Here is a 16,226-nt window from a genome sequence, read left to right as displayed (position 1 = left end):
TGCTTTGAACTAATTTAAGTATAGGCAAGGTTCTTTTATTTCGTAATCAGGGAAATGCCCGATTATGAACTGGGAAAACCCCTATTATTTGTTCTGGGAGTTGGAGGATCTTTCGAAGAGGTTTAAGAAAGCAGCAAAAAAAGCCTAAGCCTTAAATGCAAGACTTAGACTTTTAGATTCTTATGAGTTATTTTAGTAGAAAAATCCCGTCAGACACCGGACGCTCGCCAGCCGGATCAGATGGCTGATTAACGATTTCTTCCCCTACTGTCATCGAAGTCGAGCCGCCTCCATCCAGGTTCATTCCTTCGACTGCACCAAGCGATTGAAGCACTTGAGCACTTTCATAGAAACTGAGACCAATACTTTCTTCAGGGCTGCGTCCGTCAGCCGTTACAAGCAGGATATTCCCATTTTCTTTTATTCCCACAAGTGACCTTGGATGTCTTGATTCAGCAAAAGAATAATAAAAATCTTTGCTCCAGCGGAATCATGTTTTATAAGTTAAGATGCTGTTGATAGGCAGAGGCGTTTGCGGTAAGCTTCAAAGTATAAAACATAAAGGAGCATGCTATGAAAATACATTTAATTCTTTTCGCATCTTCGGACACGGAACAAAAATCGGCCGCCATGGTCAAATCCTTTGATTCTGATATTCGTCCTGTCCAAGGTGATATTATAGACGACCCTGGATTTGACGCTGGCTTTCACAATGGATATGAAGTGGTAAAAGTGACGATTAATTATGAATCTGAAGAATGCCTGGTTTCCCTTTCCCCGTTGGCCATTGAAGTGCAGGAAATCAAATTGGAGACCTATGTAGAAAAGCTTCTAACCCACGGATGGCGTGAATTATCAAACCAGGAATTTGCCCAGTAAACGTGCCTTATTTAAACTTATCCAAGCCTCTAATAACCATGTTCATGAGGGGCTCTTCGAGTAATTGTCGCTCGGAAGCTTTTTTAAATTATCTTCTTATATCTTCCATTTCAGAGCAGTGAAGCCTTAGACATTAGATCAAGTAGTCTTATGTAAGAAGAAAAAATTCTATGTAAAAGCCTTACTTGCAAAGAAAGGCTTTCTTATATTCCTGCGTTAGTTTGAGAGAGTATCTCCCCTATTAACTCTTAAGATAAGGTGTCAATTTTTGCATCGATTTTTCAAGCTTTTTCGCATTCTCCGCGTAAATATTCTTTGCCGACTCAGATTCTGTAGCTAAGGCAAATAATTCTAAATCGGCCTGGCATTTTTTCATATTGGCAAGTAACAATGGCCTCTCCTGCGATTCGGACACTTCGATTTTATCATCGAATAAGTCCACTGTAAGAGCGCCGTAGGAATCGATCTGGCCGAGGAACACGTTTTCTATCGATATATTCTGCTTATCTAACTCTGCCTGTAACCAGCCACGGTTTTTCCCAATGGTGGTCAACGCTTCATCCAGAATCTCCCCATCCATGATCACCGTCTGAGGTTCTTTTTCATTCACACTCGTTAAACCAAGGTCCTTGCGCGTCACCGGGCGGTAATCTTTTTTAAGAAGGGCACTTACGGATCCGCTCGGTTCGAGGACAGCATACTCTACCTCAGAAAGATTAAAAATGTCCTTCCCTCTTAATAATTGGAGCAGCTCATCTGTAGAGTAATTTTCTTTCTTTAAATTCTCTTCCAGAACTTTCCCATCCTTAATCACCACCGTGCCTGATCCTTCTACAAGATCACGTACTCGTTTACGGTATAGAGAAAGAATTTCTATAAGAAGGATCGAGACGGAAAAGACGACAATCCCGATAATACCGTTCCAGATTTTTTTATCAAGATTGATAATTACTTCTGATGCGATACTGCCGATAGTAATTCCCGACACATATTCAAAAAAAGATAGTTCAGACAGTTGCTTTTTACCTAATAGTTTTGTCATTAAAAATAAAACGATTAAAAAAATGACCCCTCTTACGGCCACATCCAGCCAGTCCGGCACCTTCATCACTCCCTGTATTTAAAATCCTTTATACTGCTCTTCTTCTCGTTCCAATTCACCAACGCGTTTCATGATGTCTTCTTTAATTTCTTCCATAACCATCATTTGTTCATGAAAAAGACGCTGAGCCTTTTCATCACTCGAGTTACTGGCAAGAGTGGAAAGGCTTGCTTCTATACTTTTTAACGTGGCAAGACATTGTTTGACGTTAGCACCTACTGTCATAATTCCCGCTCCTTACCCTTTTGGTTTAAAAATGATAGCCGCGATCGTGCCGAATATGATAGCTGCTGAGATACCAGCACTTGTTACTTCAAACATTCCTGTAATGACACCAACAACACCGTAAGCCTCAGCGTCTTTCATAGCACCGTGAACTAAAGCATTTCCAAAGCTTGTAATAGGAATCGTAGCCCCGGCCCCGGCAAAAGCGATAAGAGGCTCATATAACCCGAATCCATCTAATATTGCTCCGGAGACGACTAATATACTCAAGGTGTGAGCGGGCGTTAGTTTAAACACATCGAACATAATCTGCCCAAGAACACATATCATGCCGCCTATTACGAAAGCCCAAAAAAAGATCATTCTTTTCCACCTCCATATTCAATGGAAACCGCGTGGGCTATACACGGTATCGTTTCACCTTGCTGATAAGTTAAAGGAGACAACAAAGCACCCGTCGCCACGACGAGCATTCGTTTAAATTCTCCTTTTTTCATTCGATTTAATAAGTGACCATAGACGACAACCGCAGAACAACCAGAACCACTGGCTCCTGCTAACACCGGCTGGCCTTCTCTGTAAATCATTAATCCGCAGTCCTGAAACTGTTCCGCTGTTACTTCCGTATGATGTTTGGTAAACAAATCGAGCGCACATTCTCGGCCGATATGACCGAGATCGCCTGTGACAATCAAGTCATAATAGGATGGGTCAATATCGCGTTCTTTTAAATGGGTTTCAATAGTATCTACCGCTGCCGGAGCCATAGCGCCCCCCATATTAAAAGGATCTGTCAATCCCATGTCTACAACCTTTCCAATCGTAGCTGAAGTTACCCTCGGTCCCTCCCCTTTATCCTTGACCAGGGATACCCCTGCGCCGGTGACCGTCCACTGCGAAGTCGGCGGCTTCTGGGCCCCGTACTCTGTCGGGTACCGAAACTGTTTCTCCACAGCAGCATTATGACTGGATGATCCGGTCAGCACACAGTCAGCTCCTCCATGATTCACAAGAAAAGCAGCTAGTGCCAGCCCCTCCATGGATGTAGAACAGGCCCCAAATAATCCGAGATACGCCGCTCCGATCGTCTTCGCTGAGAAACTCGTCGGAGTAATCTGATTGATCAGATCTCCGCCAAGGAAGAACTGGACATGTTCTTTCGTAATTCCCGCTTTTTCTGTGGCTCTTAAGGACGCTTCTTCCAACATCACTTTGTGAGCCTTCTCATACGTATCTTCCTTCAACCATAAATCTTCATGTAAGATATCGAAGTCTTCAGCGATTTTTCCTTTAGCTTCAAAGGGACCTCCTACTGTACCCGTGGAAACGATCACCGGCTTATTGTTAAATATCCATGTCCGCATTACAGCCCACCCCACTCGATAAGAATGGTCTTTATTAAAGCAATAACAAAAGCAGCAAAAACCCCGGACATGATGACTGAGCCGGCCAGTTTAAACATATTGCCGCCCACACCAAGGATCATCCCTTCAGTGCGGTGTTCGATACAGGCAGAAATAACAGCATTACCGAACCCTGTAACGGGTACAGCCGACCCTGCTCCCGCGAACTGAGCCAATCGATCATAAATTCCAAACCCAGTTAAAAGCATTGTAAGAAAAATCATTACCGCTACAGTAGGATCCCCGGCCGTCTGTTCGGTAAAATTAAAGTTATATATGAAAAAGGTTTGAATGCATTGTCCAACTAAACAAATTAATCCCCCAATTAAAAAAGCTTTTATACAATTTTTTAGTACAGGTCGTTTGACTTCACGATCACTTTGAAATTGTTGATACTCCTGTTGGACCGGAGTCAGATTCTTTTTCTTATTATTGGACATGTAAACACCTGCTTTATTGATTTCTTTTAGAAAGCTTGATGAGTCGATCAATTTCTTTCGTTACTTCTTTCCTGCTGACTTCCTTATTCTTTATTCGCTGTTTCAACTCTTTAACTTCTAAATGAATTTTCAGATCTAAAGAGAGTGTAACCTCGTGGCCAGAAAATTGTTTTTCGGCTTGCTTGGTCAATTTCTTTTCAATTTTTGCTATTTTAAAACGCTCATTATGTGGAATTTGGGCCGCAATTAAAATCTTTTTATCATCGTTTACAGCTTTGATATCTTTTAAGTGGTTTTTCTTTTGCAGCACTTTTTCTGCTTGTTTAGAAGGGTTTTGATCGGCCGGTTGTTTATTAGTTGAAAGCTGGACCGTTTGTGAAGATTCTTTCTTGTCTTTTGACTCCTTATCCTCCTGGCAGCCGGCAGCCAAAATACTTACAGCAAGCATTACGATTAAAAATTTTTTCAATTAAATTCACCACCCTTGGTCAAGCGGGTTAAAAAAGAAAAGGCCAGCAATAATGAGCTAACCTTTTCCGTTCACCATTATTGTTGTTTGTATTGAGGTTCTTCTTGTTCAATCTGCGTGACACGGGCCTCTAGATTATTAATCAATTCTTGTGTATCTTTTGCAGATTGTTCATAAAGCTGTTTAGCTTGTTGATTTTCTGTGCCCAGCGCGAATGTTTCAAAGCTTGCCTGGGCACTTTTCAGACCAGCTAAAGTAGTTTTCACATCATTAATTACTGTCATTTCTCTCGCTCCTTCATTTAACGTTTTACCATATTTATTTTGAACCTGAAGAAAAGAGTTATGACTTACTATTTATTCCATTTTTGAAAAAGGGCTTTCCGCACAAATAAAAAAAGAGCCTGCCACCCGCTTTGGGGGACAGACCCTTGTTTGTCTTTTACATAAATAACGGAATAAGCAAGCCAGCCAGGAGCAGAATAATCGCTCCGCCTAAGCGAGAGGAAATCTGCGCGAATGGCATAAGCTCCATTCTTCTTGAAGAGGAAAGCACAGCTACGTCACCTGTTCCTCCCATATTGGCCATACACAACCCTGCTGTAATCGCGGATTCAATAGGATAGAAACCGACAAGCTTTCCAAGAAGCCCTGCACCGATTACCGCACCGAGTACAACGCCTAGGACGGTTAGAATATATTGAAGTGTTAAGGCTTCAAGCACCGTGTTTAAATCTGTATAAGCGATCCCGATTCCAAACAGCAGCGCAAGCGTCCAGTTTTTCGCGACGAACTTGTACCACTGGTTCGCTCCGTCTAGCACACTTTTTGGAATGACATCTGCGATTTTCGCCAAAGCTACAATAATAATCATTAAAGCGTAAGCGTGCAGCGGAATAAAACCGGCTAATAAAGTACCGATTGTGAAGAAAAGAATCGCCACCATCAGTCCAACACCCATTTTTTGAATATCAAACGTTGACTTCTCTTCCTTATATTCAAATCCCTTTAACAACTGTCCATTTCCTGTTAAGGACGGTACCTTCTTCCCAAGGATATTCAGCATACTTGCTATAATAATGGCAAACACATTACCCAGGGCCAGTGCCGGTACAAGCATGGAAATATAATAGCTTGGATCATTCCCCATCAGCTCACTATAAATCTGACTCATCGGCACAGCACCTGCTCCCATGCCTCCTCCCATAATTGGCATCGCAATGACAAGCACAGCATCCCGAAGCGAGAATCCGGCTATCGCACCAAACAAACCGGCTAAAGCCATAGCACCTAGAACGGCACCAAAGATCGGCAGGAAATATTTAAGGCCGACTTTAATGAGAATTTTCTTGTTCATTCCGAGGATACTGCCTGTAATTAAAGCGGCAATGTAGAAATTAAGAAAGCCCCCGGTTTTCATAAAATCATCTATCATCGTGACAGTAGAGTCCGGAATTAACCCTGCATATACCATATAGGCAGCACCAAAAATCGCAATGATCGCTCCGCCGCCCAGGTAAGTTTTTACGACCGGCGTGTTGTCGCCGATCCATCCGAAAAGCTCTCCAAGCACCATCATTACGAGCAGGCTGCCAAGCATTCCTCCCGGTAAGTTGCCGGTATACATGCTGACTAAAGTAAGTGCGGCCACCGCCATAAACCAAACAAGCGGCAGACCAAAAATTGTAATCGCTTTCTTTTCATTGGTAAGGGAAGTTACATTGGATTGGGACGGCTGTTCGGCCTGAACTCTTTCAGCTGAACTGGACATATCAATCTCTCCTTTACTAATTTTTAAAGAGGCTTAGCATTACACTAAGCACTCTTCCTTTTGTTCCACAGACTGTTCAACGGCATCGGCTACTGCTTGAGCAACAGTTTTATCTAGAGCACCAGGGATGACGTAATCTCGAGAAAGTTCCTGATCGGTAACGACCGCTGCAATACCTTCAGCCGCAGCTACCTTCATATCAACCGTGATGTCTCTCACTTTTTGATTAAGCGCTCCCTTAAAAATGCCCGGAAAGGCCAGCAGATTATTAATTTGATTCGGATAATCAGAACGGCCTGTCCCTACTACAGCTGCTCCACCCGCTAATGCATCTTCCGGGTAAATTTCAGGCACTGGATTCGCTAATGCAAATACAATCGGATGGTTATTCATCCGCTGAACCTGCTCTTTGGTTACAATTTCCGGAGCTGACACGCCGATAAAAATATCTGCTCCCGTGATGACTTCATCTAACCCACCGTGTCTACCGTTAAGGTTTGTTCGTTCTGCCATAGCGCGCTGCCTCGGGTTCATCCATGTCTCCCCTTTACGGATAACGCCTTCAAGGCTGACAAGCGTAACATCATTAAACCCGGCATCCATAAGCAGCTCCGCAATCGCGATCCCCGCTGCACCAGCACCATTTATTACGACTTTCGCCTGTGATCTTGCTTTTTTCACTATCTTTAGTGCATTGATTAAAGCGGCTAACACGACAATCGCCGTTCCGTGCTGATCATCATGAAAAACAGGAATATCGAGTTCCTTCTTTAAGCGCTCTTCAATCTCAAAACATCTCGGGGCGGATATATCCTCAAGATTTACTCCTGAAAATGTCGGCGCAAGCGCTTTAACGATAGCGATGATCTCTTCTGTACTTTTGGTATCAAGGCACAACGGAAAAGCATCGACGCCGGCGAATTTTTTAAACAGAAGGCTTTTTCCTTCCATTACCGGAATTGCTGCTTTTGGTCCGATGTCTCCAAGCCCTAATACAGCTGTACCATCGGTCACAATTGCGACCATATTTCCTTTTGACGTCAGTTCGTCCGCTTCCTCAGGATTCTCTGCAATTGCTTTACATATATCAGCCACTCCAGGCGTGTACACTAAGCTTAAATCCTCTTCCGTATCGACGGGTATCTTACTTGCCACCTCGATTTTACCTTTAAAGGTACGATGCAAATTCAATGTCTCTTCACTTAGATCGACTCTCGTCATTTACTTGCCCTCCAGCTTTCAGAAATCGCTTTCACTTATAGGCCTTATCTTAAATGCAAACGCTTTACTTGCCCATCATATGAAAGTAAAAATCTTATTGTAATTAAAAAAAGCAGCCAGATCTGGCTGCTTTTCAGCTTGTGGTTAATCCCTTTCTACTGCCTGGTGTAGAGAAAAGGATTTTTGGAAACAACTCGCTTTCCGTGGGCGAATGGTGTGCCTCCTCAGGCCTTTGGCCCTGCGGGGTCACACCTTATCCGCATTTCCCACAGGAGTCTCGACGTTTCCAAAAACCCTTTTACGATAAAAAGCTAAAAGGGAACGAATAAGGAACTTTCAAACTTAAAAACATATACAAACGGTGTACTTATAATAGGTAGGGATGAAATCAGCTCAAATGATGGATTCCACGAATCAAAACGTACAGAATTACGGTTAATCTGAATATAACTGGCTGTTTAAGACCAGTTCTTTGTCATACTATTTAACCGTTGAATTATACATAAAGAACAAAAAATAAGACTGTCGAGTTTTTCGACAGTCTGAAGAGCAGCCAAATTTGATGCTTTTAAACCTTGTCTTTCGATTAATTAAAGATTCACATCATGCCCACACCAAAAACGCTTTTTTGTTTTATTTGTAAAAGTTCTCAGCTTGTTCCACAATGTTATCTACAGTAAAACCATATTCCTTAATGATTGTTTCTCCTGGTGCAGATGCGCCAAACTTATCAATACCAATCACTGCTCCATCAATACCTGTATAACGTTCCCAGCCCAAGGAAGCTCCCATTTCAATGGCCAACCGCTTTCTCACATTGGAAGGAAGCACGCTTTCTTTATAGTCAGCACTTTGAGCATCAAAACGATCAAAAGAGGGAACACTAACCACACGGAAATCATAGCCTTTTAACGTTTTCAATTCCTTCTGAGCACGAACAGCCAGTTGAACTTCTGAACCAGAGGCCAGCAAGATCCCATCCGGTACACGCTTTTTTGAATCTTTAAGAACGTACGCTCCACGTTTCACTCCTTCATAGGCATGTTCGGCCGTTCCTTCTAAAACAGAGAGATTCTGACGTGTTAGTACAAGCACATGTGGAGTGTTATTAGATTCTAGTGCTACTCTCCATGCGGCACTGGTTTCATTTCCGTCAGCAGGCCGGAGCACAGAAAGATTCGGCATCGCACGAAGAGAAGCGAGGTGTTCTACCGGCTCATGTGTTGGTCCATCTTCACCTACAGCCACGGAATCGTGAGTTAATACATAATTGACCGGAAGATTCATAATGGCCGAAAGCCGGAGAGCTGGACGCAGATAATCACTAAATACAAAGAAAGTACCAGCATACGTTCTTAATCCACCATGGAGCGCCATACCATTCATCGCTGCAGCCATGGCAAATTCACGAACTCCAAACCAGATATTTCGACCCGCATAGTTCTCACGGGAGAAATCTTCTTCTTTTTTGATCTCCGTTTTGTTTGAACCTGCTAAATCAGCACTTCCTCCGAACAAGTAGGGAACCTTTTGAGACAACGCATTGATCACTTCCCCTGAAGACGCCCGTGTTGCTGTTTTGTCTTCTCCTTCTGTGTATACAGGAAGCTCATTTTCCCATCCTTCTGGAAGTCCTCCGGCTATAGCGGTTTCTAACTCATTTGCTAACTCAGAATAAACTTCTTTGTATTGCTGAAACAATTCATTCCATATTTGTTCTTGTTTATTTCCATTACTTTTCACTTTATCTTTAAAGTCTTGATAGACTTCCTCCGGAACATAAAAAGGTTCATGATAAGTCCACTTGTAGTATTCCTTAGCTGCCATCGCTTCTTCCTCTCCAAGAGGAGCTCCGTGAGAAGCTGATTTTCCAGACTTATTAGGTGAACCATATCCGATAACCGTTTTTACTTCAATCATGGATGGCTGTTCAATATTTTGTTTAGCTTGTTCGATTGCTTTTGCAATGCTGTCCGTATCCGTTCCATCTTCTACACGAATGACCTGCCACCCATAAGCTTCATATCGTTTCTCCACACTTTCACTAAAAGAGCGATCTAAATCCCCATCGAGCGATATATCATTAGAATCATAAAGCACCACAAGCTTTCCGAGACCAAGATGACCCGCTAAAGAAGCTGATTCCTGAGAAACCCCTTCCATCAAATCACCATCTCCGCAAATAGCATAAGTATAATGATCTACCACATTATAGCCTTCACGATTATACTTAGCTGCAAGGTGCGCTTCAGCCATCGCCATACCAGCTGCCATCGAAACTCCCTGGCCTAATGGACCAGTCGTAGCCTCTACACCATCCGTGTGTCCAAATTCAGGATGTCCCGGCGTTCTTGATTCCCACTGTCGAAAGTTTTTAAGATCATCAATCGTTACGCCATATCCTGATAAATGAAGAAGGCTGTACAAAAGCATTGAGCCGTGCCCTGCTGATAATACAAATCGATCTCGGTTAAACCACTTGGAATTTCCCGGGTTATGGTTCATGAAATCTGTCCATAAAGTATATGCCATTGGCGCTGCCCCCATCGGCATACCCGGATGACCCGAGTTTGCTTTTTCTACCGCGTCGATAGTCAGGGTTCGAATCGTGTTAATGGAAAGCTGTGCAGTTGACACACTCGTTTCCAACATTTCCTTCACCTCTTTAAAAGTTTACTGACCGTAGGAATTCTCCACATATTCAATTCTTTAAACCATTTCGGCAACGGGGTATTGACTCTCTACATACCTTAGTTGGTTTTCTCTTCCATTAATAAGAATGGAATGGGTGAGGTTGCTGCCATTGTTCAACCTGACTCCTTTTAGGAATAGGTTATCCGTAATGCCGGTTGCTGCAAAAATACATTCCTCTGAGTTTACTAAATCTGTATGGCTTAACGCTCGTTCTGGGTGATTAATCCCCATTTCGATACAACGTCTGGCCTCCTCCTCTTTCCGCGGCATAAGCTTACCTTGCATTTCACCACCGAGACATTTCAGAGCTACTGCACCAAGCACCCCTTCAGGAGCTCCTCCAATTCCAAGAAACATATCAATTTCCAACGTTTCAATACAAGTAGCTATGGCATAGATAATGTCTCCGTCATTGAATAGATGAACCTTAGCCCCCTCACTTCTAATAATGTCAACGTATTCTTGATGACGTGGACGGTTTTGGATCAGTACATTTAATTCTTGAACGCTCTTTCCATTTGCTTTTGCTACAGCTCTTAAATTTTCTTTAAGCGGGGCCTCAATATCAATTTCACCTTTAGCCTTCGGACCGACAGCAATTTTTTTCATATACATGTCTGGAGCATGCAGCAGCGTCCCTTTAGGTGCTGCTGCTATTACAGTAATGGCGTTACTCTGGCCATTTACTGTAGGAGTCGTCCCCTCGATGGGATCGACTGCAATGTCAACTTCCGGGCCTTGACCTGTTCCTAAGGTCTCTCCAATATACAGCATAGGTGCTTCATCAATTTCTCCTTCGCCAATTACGATCCTGCCGTTCATCTTCATGCCATTCAGCTTTTTACGCATCGTATTTGTTGCAGCGTCATCTGCGCTGATCTTATTTCCGCTTCCTATCCAAGGTAAAGCAGAAATAGCGGCAGATTCAGTCACTTTTAAGAAATCCAGTAATAATGGTTGCATCAAAGCATACCCCCTCGGTTTTAACGGCACTGATTTCCGGCTGCCGTGGTGCCCACTCCTTGACGAAAAAACTCTCTTTCCTTTTTGATGATTTTATCCACTTTGTGTTTTGATCCTTCTGCCCAAGTAGAATGAAGATAAGCTTCCACTACTTTTTTCGCTGCCTCTGGCCCTATAATCTGTGACCCCATCGTAATTATTTGAGCATTATTGCTCAATTGAGCTCTTTCTGCAGAATACGTATCATGTGCTAATGCCGCACGAATCCCCGGGTATTTATTAGCTGCAATCGCTACGCCGATCCCTGTGCCGCAGATCAAGATGCCCCGGTCTAATTTAGACTCACTTATATTCTGTGATACATCAAATGCAACGTCAGGGTAGTCAACAGAATCACATGAATAACATCCGTAATCCACCAACTCATGGGTGAACGTTTTCTCGATAAACCCTTTGATCTCTTCTTTTAATGCAAATCCGTTATGATCACTTCCGATTCCAATCCTCATCAAACTATCTCCCTTCATTAACTTCAATTATATACTTTCATATTATTACATATACTTTCGTTTATCAATAATTATTTATTTTTTATTTTCGTTTATTATTGTTATTTATTTTCGTTTTTGTTTTTTTGTAAAAAAAAGAAATCAGAAACAAATAAGCTGATCCTGATTCCTATTATGAAAAGCTAAGTTCATTGATTAAGTGATGCCAGTTAACTAACCTGGGTAGACCTATTCTGTGCGAATTTATGAAACGCTGACAAAATCATAAACGCGGAAGTGGCTCCAGGGTCCTGTGCTCCAACCGAACGGTCACCTAAGCGGCTGGAACGACCTCTCTTAGATATAATATCTTTAGTTGATTTCATCCCTTTTTCCGCATCGCTTATGGCATGCTCAAACGATTCAAAGAATTGATTGGTTTGAGCGTATTTCTCCTCAAGAGTGTTTGCAAATGGTTCAAGTGTATCAACCATGGTTTTCTCTCCTACTTCTGCTTGACCCCTTTCTTTAATCCCCCTCGCGAAAGCTATCCAGTACTCTACTAAATCTTTCTCATCCATCACTGTTTTCTTTTTCCCCGATTTAGCTCCCCTCATCAGACCAGTAGCATACAAAGGGCCAACAGATGATCCAACAGCACTTAAAAACGTTTTTCCTACTTTCATACTAATTTTCCCGCAATCTTCTTCCTCTTTAAGGTCCGTATCCAGAATGTCATCTACGGCCTGCCAGCCAATAGACATAGTGACTCCGTGATCGCCATCACCCAACTTACGGTCCAGTTCACACAAATAATCTTTCTCCTCTTCCACCATGGCTGCTACGGTTTTAAAAAAATTCTTTAAATCATAAGATGATAGTTCCATTTTAAAACCTCCTTTATTTTTGAACGAACATCGGGCAGTCTACAGGGTGGTCAATCGTTTTCTTTAATTCTTCATCCAGCTTCATCAAAGTTACTGAGCAGCCGCCCATTTCAAGCGAGGTAATATAGTCACCGACGTAGGATCGGTAAATCTTAATTCCTCGTTCTTTTAAGATTTGTTCAACCCTGCGATAGACAATATATAAATCCATTTTAGGAGTTGAACCTAGACCATTTACTAAGACTGCAGCTTCTTCACCGGGAGAAAATTCAACATCATTTAAAATATCACCAACAAGGCGGTCTGCTACGGCATCTGCAGATTCAAGTTTTCCTTTTTCAAGGCCAGGTTCCCCGTGATGTCCAAGACCGATTTCCATTTCATCATCACCGATCTCAAAGCTAGGTTCACCTGTTTGCGGAAGATAGCATGGGCTGATCCCGACTCCCATGGAACGAGTGTTGGTATTTGCCTTATCAGCTACTCTAATAACTTCTTCCAGGCTGTAACCAAAGTCTGCTGCTGCACCTGCCGCCTTATAAATAAAGAATTCTCCGGCAATCCCGCGCCGCTTCTCCTGTTCTTCTTTCGGCGCAGAGGCAACATCATCTGTTGCTAAAGCCATTCCTACTTCGATATCTTCCTCCATATCAGCCATTTCCGCCGCCATTCCGAAATTCATAACATCGCCAGCATAGTTACCATATAGATAAGCGACTCCTGCTCCTTTATCGATCGATTTGGTAACTTCTAATATAGGATCCGGGGAAGGCGAAGCAAAAATATTCCCAACAGCTACTCCATCTGCCATACCTTCACCGACATACCCTAAGAAACCGGGCTCATGCCCGGATCCCCCTCCAATCAAGATCCCGACTTTCCCTTCTCTAGTCTCTCGCGAAGTAACTAAAGCCCTTTCATTTTCAGGCAATTGTTTTATGTATTCAGGATGTGCATGGACGTATCCCTCCACCATTTCTTCAACTACTCTTCTAGGATCATTAATAAGCTTCTTCATTTTTAGTGCACTCCCTTTGCTCTATTAGTTCTAATCTACGAATATAGCAGGAGTAGATAGCTTCTAATAAAAAGCTATCTACTCGCTATTTTCAAATGACAGACTGCTCTCCATCTTTAACTGACTTCCCCTCTTCTTCTAGAAGCTCTTCAGGTACTTTAAGGAACCTGGTTAGAATAGCTGCTCCGAAATACAACCCGGCTAGAATCAACATCATTCCCTGAGTATCTACTAAATCATAGAAAAGTGCGACTAGAGCAGGCCCGACGAATACGCATAATCCAGCTCCTAAATTTAAGATGGACATAGCTGCTCCTTTATCGCCATCACCAACTAATGTCGGTGTCAACGCAGAAAGTGGTACAAAGCCAGCCAAGCAAGCACCCCAAAGGATACCGATAAGTCCGACTACGAAGACGTTTCCAGTAAAGACTTGGGGTATGTAGAACAACATAATTGTAAAAACCCCGCACCCTACTGCCCCAAACCAGGTAACAGTGTTTCTCCATCCAAATTTATCACCAACATACCCAAAAATCAGATTAAAAGCAATATTCGAAATAAAAATGGTACCCCATATATTAAGCCAAACCGTAGTGCTGACACCTTGATCAGCTAAATAAATAGGAAGAAATAAAGGAAATGCATACTGAGAAGCCTGGTTAACAATCCGCACAATACCGGCTATCCCAACCTTTGGTTCTCTTTTAACAATGGTTATACCATTTAACAGCTCTTTAAGTTTAGAGGTATCACTTGGCTTCTCATCCAAGATTTCAAATTTGTCTTTGTTAACTACAATAGCAAAAAACGCCCCGATTAAAACCCAGATAATTGCTGTCCAGAGTGTTGGGATGTATCCAAATACTTCTATCGAAAAACTTGAATAGTAAGCTCCAAGTACACTTAAACCTCCAGTAAAGACAAACCAGAACCATCCCACTGCTTTACCGAGCTGATGCTGAGGTGTACGGTACGTTATCCAGACAAGGAAAGAATAAGCAAACAACGGGTATCCAAAACCTCGCAGTGCATAAGTAGGAATCATTAACCCATAATTAAGGGTTGGAATCGCTAAGCCCACAAATAGAACGTGACCCAATATATATAACCCTACACCAAGAAGCATCGTTCGTCTTGGCCCAATGGCTTCCGTTAATACTCCTGAAAACCAAGCGGCAATCGCAATTGTTACACCATACGAAGTAGTTAAAGTGGCGGCTTGAGATACAGACAATCCCTCGTCAACTAAATAAGGGCTAATCCAGGCAAGCTCTAACCCGTCCCCCATCATAAAGATCAGTACACCAAAATATCCCCATGCCAAGTGAGAAGGAACACCTATCCGGTCGAGAAAAGAATCTTTCTGAGTTAAATCATTCATTCTATTTCCACCATCCCTTTAGATTGTTACGGCTTTAAAATGACCTTTAACGATTTATCGCCTTTCTTCATTAACTCAAAGCCTTCTTCAAAATCTTTAAGATTAAGTTGATGGGTGACTACATCCTTTGTTGGATAGTCCCCATTTGCAATCCCTTCGATTACAAGAGGATAGCAGTACGGACCTAAATGAGACCCCAGGACATCAAGCTCTTTTCTATCACTGATAATACTCCAGTCCACAGACACCGGCTCACCGAATACACTGAATTCTACAAAACGACCTAATTTGCGAATGGCGTGAAGTCCCTGCTCTACAGACTTCGGATGTCCTGTGGCTTCAATATAAATGTCACACCCATAACCTTCAGTCATATCTTTTATCTCCTGAACGACATCCACTTCACTAGGATTAAGTACGAGGTCAGCCCCAAACTGTTTAGCAAGTTCTAAACGATCCTCTTTTAAGTCTAAAACCACTAATTTCCCAGCACCTGATTTTTTAATGGCGCCAACCATACCCAGGCCTAGTGTCCCTGCACCTGATAGAACGACTACGTCTCCCAGTTCAATTTGAGCTCTTTGCACGGCATGCAGACTGCAGGCATATGGCTCGATCAATATAGCTTGTTCAATAGGAAGATCTTCCGGTACTTTGTAGTTAATCGCCTCTTTTGTGAATTTCATATACTCTGCCATTCCACCATTAACATTCTTCTGGAATCCATATAAATCATGCTTCTCACACATCCAATATTGGCCTCTGTTACAGAACCTGCAATCCCAGCATGGTACAATCTGTTCGGAAATGACACGATCTCCAACTTCAAAACCTTCCACAGCGTCCCCTATTTGAACAATGCGAGCAATAAACTCATGGCCAGGGATCATGGGTGCTTTTATATATGCAGGTTGTGTTTCATCTCCCCAAAAGCTGGGAGCACCATCGTAAGCTTTAATATCCCCGGCACAGATTCCACAAGCTTCCACTTTCACAATGATTTCTTTGTCATTTTCGAGCTTTGGGGTTTCAACTTCCTCGAAGCGATAATCCTTAGGTCCATAAGCAACTACTGCTTTCATCGTTTCCGGAAGCACCTGTGGCTTCTGTTGTTTAGCTAGCATTTCTGTCATTTCTGCTCTCTCCTTTTATAAATAGATTACTCTGCAAACAAAAAATTCATCGGATAATGGATGTTTTTTTGTAACCGGTTACAACCATTTGCACTTAGTTTATCATTAATTTTTGTTTTGTCAATATTATTTTTGAATGTTTTCAAATAA

At 42.5% G+C, this 16,226-nt stretch carries 17 protein-coding genes and 1 pseudogene; 1 reads left to right on the top strand and 17 read right to left on the bottom strand.

Features of this window, described 5'->3' with window-relative positions:
* Positions 1-187 precede the first annotated feature (187 nt).
* Positions 188-439, bottom strand: a pseudogene (locus tag C1A12_RS16040) (phosphodiester glycosidase family protein); the annotation flags it as partial.
* 134 nt (positions 440-573) lie between these two features.
* On the opposite strand from C1A12_RS16040, the gene C1A12_RS16035 reads away from it, so the two are divergent.
* A complete protein-coding gene (locus tag C1A12_RS16035; protein WP_101845420.1) occupies positions 574-879 on the top strand; it encodes a hypothetical protein in 306 nt (101 codons plus the stop codon).
* A gap of 241 nt (positions 880-1,120) precedes the next feature.
* On the opposite strand, the gene C1A12_RS16030 is transcribed toward C1A12_RS16035, so the two are convergent.
* The 16 genes from C1A12_RS16030 to C1A12_RS15955 all read right to left on the bottom strand — a co-directional run bounded on the left by C1A12_RS16030 (position 1,121) and on the right by C1A12_RS15955 (position 16,076).
* Positions 1,121-1,981, bottom strand: a complete 861-nt coding sequence (locus C1A12_RS16030; protein WP_101845418.1) for a DUF421 domain-containing protein — start codon at positions 1,979-1,981, stop codon at positions 1,121-1,123.
* Positions 1,982-1,999: 18 nt separating this feature from the next.
* Positions 2,000-2,206, bottom strand: coding sequence for a DUF1657 domain-containing protein (locus C1A12_RS16025; RefSeq protein WP_101845416.1), 207 nt, complete (start codon positions 2,204-2,206; stop codon positions 2,000-2,002).
* Between the two features lie 12 nt (positions 2,207-2,218).
* Positions 2,219-2,569: a stage V sporulation protein AE gene (gene spoVAE / locus C1A12_RS16020; RefSeq protein ID WP_101845414.1), complete on the bottom strand. Its 351-nt coding sequence runs from the start codon at positions 2,567-2,569 to the stop codon at positions 2,219-2,221.
* Positions 2,566-3,570, bottom strand: a complete 1,005-nt coding sequence (spoVAD, locus tag C1A12_RS16015) for a stage V sporulation protein AD (RefSeq protein WP_101845412.1) — start codon at positions 3,568-3,570, stop codon at positions 2,566-2,568. Before spoVAD ends, spoVAE begins: the two co-directional genes overlap by 4 nt.
* Positions 3,570-4,049 (bottom strand): stage V sporulation protein AC, encoded by a 480-nt coding sequence (spoVAC, locus tag C1A12_RS16010; protein ID WP_101845411.1) that lies wholly within the window; start codon positions 4,047-4,049, stop codon positions 3,570-3,572. Before spoVAC ends, spoVAD begins: the two co-directional genes overlap by 1 nt.
* 13 nt (positions 4,050-4,062) lie before the next feature.
* Positions 4,063-4,518, bottom strand: a complete 456-nt coding sequence (locus tag C1A12_RS16005; protein WP_101845409.1) for a hypothetical protein — start codon at positions 4,516-4,518, stop codon at positions 4,063-4,065.
* A gap of 77 nt (positions 4,519-4,595) precedes the next feature.
* Positions 4,596-4,802, bottom strand: a complete 207-nt coding sequence (locus C1A12_RS16000; protein ID WP_101845407.1) for a DUF1657 domain-containing protein — start codon at positions 4,800-4,802, stop codon at positions 4,596-4,598.
* Between the two features lie 157 nt (positions 4,803-4,959).
* Positions 4,960-6,288 (bottom strand): 2-hydroxycarboxylate transporter family protein, encoded by a 1,329-nt coding sequence (locus C1A12_RS15995; RefSeq protein WP_101845405.1) that lies wholly within the window; start codon positions 6,286-6,288, stop codon positions 4,960-4,962.
* 39 nt (positions 6,289-6,327) lie between these two features.
* Positions 6,328-7,509, bottom strand: coding sequence for an NADP-dependent malic enzyme (locus tag C1A12_RS15990; protein WP_101845403.1), 1,182 nt, complete (start codon positions 7,507-7,509; stop codon positions 6,328-6,330).
* Between the two features lie 633 nt (positions 7,510-8,142).
* Positions 8,143-10,161, bottom strand: coding sequence for a transketolase (gene tkt, locus C1A12_RS15985; RefSeq protein ID WP_101845401.1), 2,019 nt, complete (start codon positions 10,159-10,161; stop codon positions 8,143-8,145).
* Positions 10,162-10,218: 57 nt separating this feature from the next.
* Positions 10,219-11,166 carry a class II fructose-bisphosphatase gene (glpX, locus tag C1A12_RS15980; protein WP_101845399.1) on the bottom strand — a complete coding sequence of 316 codons (948 nt, stop codon included), beginning with the start codon at positions 11,164-11,166 and terminating at the stop codon, positions 10,219-10,221.
* A gap of 20 nt (positions 11,167-11,186) precedes the next feature.
* Positions 11,187-11,675 carry a ribose 5-phosphate isomerase B gene (rpiB, locus tag C1A12_RS15975; protein WP_101845397.1) on the bottom strand — a complete coding sequence of 163 codons (489 nt, stop codon included), beginning with the start codon at positions 11,673-11,675 and terminating at the stop codon, positions 11,187-11,189.
* 209 nt (positions 11,676-11,884) lie between these two features.
* Positions 11,885-12,541: a dihydroxyacetone kinase subunit DhaL gene (gene dhaL / locus C1A12_RS15970; RefSeq protein ID WP_101845395.1), complete on the bottom strand. Its 657-nt coding sequence runs from the start codon at positions 12,539-12,541 to the stop codon at positions 11,885-11,887.
* Positions 12,542-12,554: 13 nt separating this feature from the next.
* Entirely contained in the window at positions 12,555-13,559 is a 1,005-nt protein-coding gene (locus C1A12_RS15965) for a dihydroxyacetone kinase subunit DhaK (protein ID WP_101845394.1), read from the bottom strand.
* A 91-nt stretch (positions 13,560-13,650) separates the two neighbouring features.
* Complete coding sequence (locus C1A12_RS15960; protein WP_101845392.1) at positions 13,651-14,943, bottom strand: MFS transporter; 1,293 nt, start codon at positions 14,941-14,943, stop codon at positions 13,651-13,653.
* A gap of 26 nt (positions 14,944-14,969) precedes the next feature.
* Positions 14,970-16,076 carry an alcohol dehydrogenase catalytic domain-containing protein gene (locus C1A12_RS15955; RefSeq protein ID WP_373420476.1) on the bottom strand — a complete coding sequence of 369 codons (1,107 nt, stop codon included), beginning with the start codon at positions 16,074-16,076 and terminating at the stop codon, positions 14,970-14,972.
* Positions 16,077-16,226: the final 150 nt, after the last annotated feature.

The sequence above is a fragment of the Halobacillus sp. Marseille-P3879 genome, assembly GCF_900240285.1.
GTDB lineage: Bacteria > Bacillota > Bacilli > Bacillales > Halobacillaceae > Halobacillus_A.
This window is presented reverse-complemented; position numbering and strand designations above follow the sequence as displayed.

Coding starts and splice junctions, on each gene's coding strand:
- C1A12_RS16025 (WP_101845416.1), bottom strand. CDS start 2,206: ATGACAGTAGGTGCTAACGTCAAACAATGTCTTGCCACGTTAAAAAGT.
- C1A12_RS15995 (WP_101845405.1), bottom strand. CDS start 6,288: ATGTCCAGTTCAGCTGAAAGAGTTCAGGCCGAACAGCCGTCCCAATCC.
- tkt (WP_101845401.1), bottom strand. CDS start 10,161: ATGTTGGAAACGAGTGTGTCAACTGCACAGCTTTCCATTAACACGATT.
- C1A12_RS15990 (WP_101845403.1), bottom strand. CDS start 7,509: ATGACGAGAGTCGATCTAAGTGAAGAGACATTGAATTTGCATCGTACC.
- spoVAE (WP_101845414.1), bottom strand. CDS start 2,569: ATGATCTTTTTTTGGGCTTTCGTAATAGGCGGCATGATATGTGTTCTT.
- spoVAC (WP_101845411.1), bottom strand. CDS start 4,049: ATGTCCAATAATAAGAAAAAGAATCTGACTCCGGTCCAACAGGAGTAT.
- C1A12_RS15965 (WP_101845394.1), bottom strand. CDS start 13,559: ATGAAGAAGCTTATTAATGATCCTAGAAGAGTAGTTGAAGAAATGGTG.
- C1A12_RS15955 (WP_373420476.1), bottom strand. CDS start 16,076: ATGACAGAAATGCTAGCTAAACAACAGAAGCCACAGGTGCTTCCGGAA.
- spoVAD (WP_101845412.1), bottom strand. CDS start 3,570: ATGCGGACATGGATATTTAACAATAAGCCGGTGATCGTTTCCACGGGT.
- dhaL (WP_101845395.1), bottom strand. CDS start 12,541: ATGGAACTATCATCTTATGATTTAAAGAATTTTTTTAAAACCGTAGCA.
- rpiB (WP_101845397.1), bottom strand. CDS start 11,675: ATGAGGATTGGAATCGGAAGTGATCATAACGGATTTGCATTAAAAGAA.
- C1A12_RS15960 (WP_101845392.1), bottom strand. CDS start 14,943: ATGAATGATTTAACTCAGAAAGATTCTTTTCTCGACCGGATAGGTGTT.
- C1A12_RS16035 (WP_101845420.1), top strand. CDS start 574: ATGAAAATACATTTAATTCTTTTCGCATCTTCGGACACGGAACAAAAA.
- C1A12_RS16000 (WP_101845407.1), bottom strand. CDS start 4,802: ATGACAGTAATTAATGATGTGAAAACTACTTTAGCTGGTCTGAAAAGT.
- glpX (WP_101845399.1), bottom strand. CDS start 11,166: ATGCAACCATTATTACTGGATTTCTTAAAAGTGACTGAATCTGCCGCT.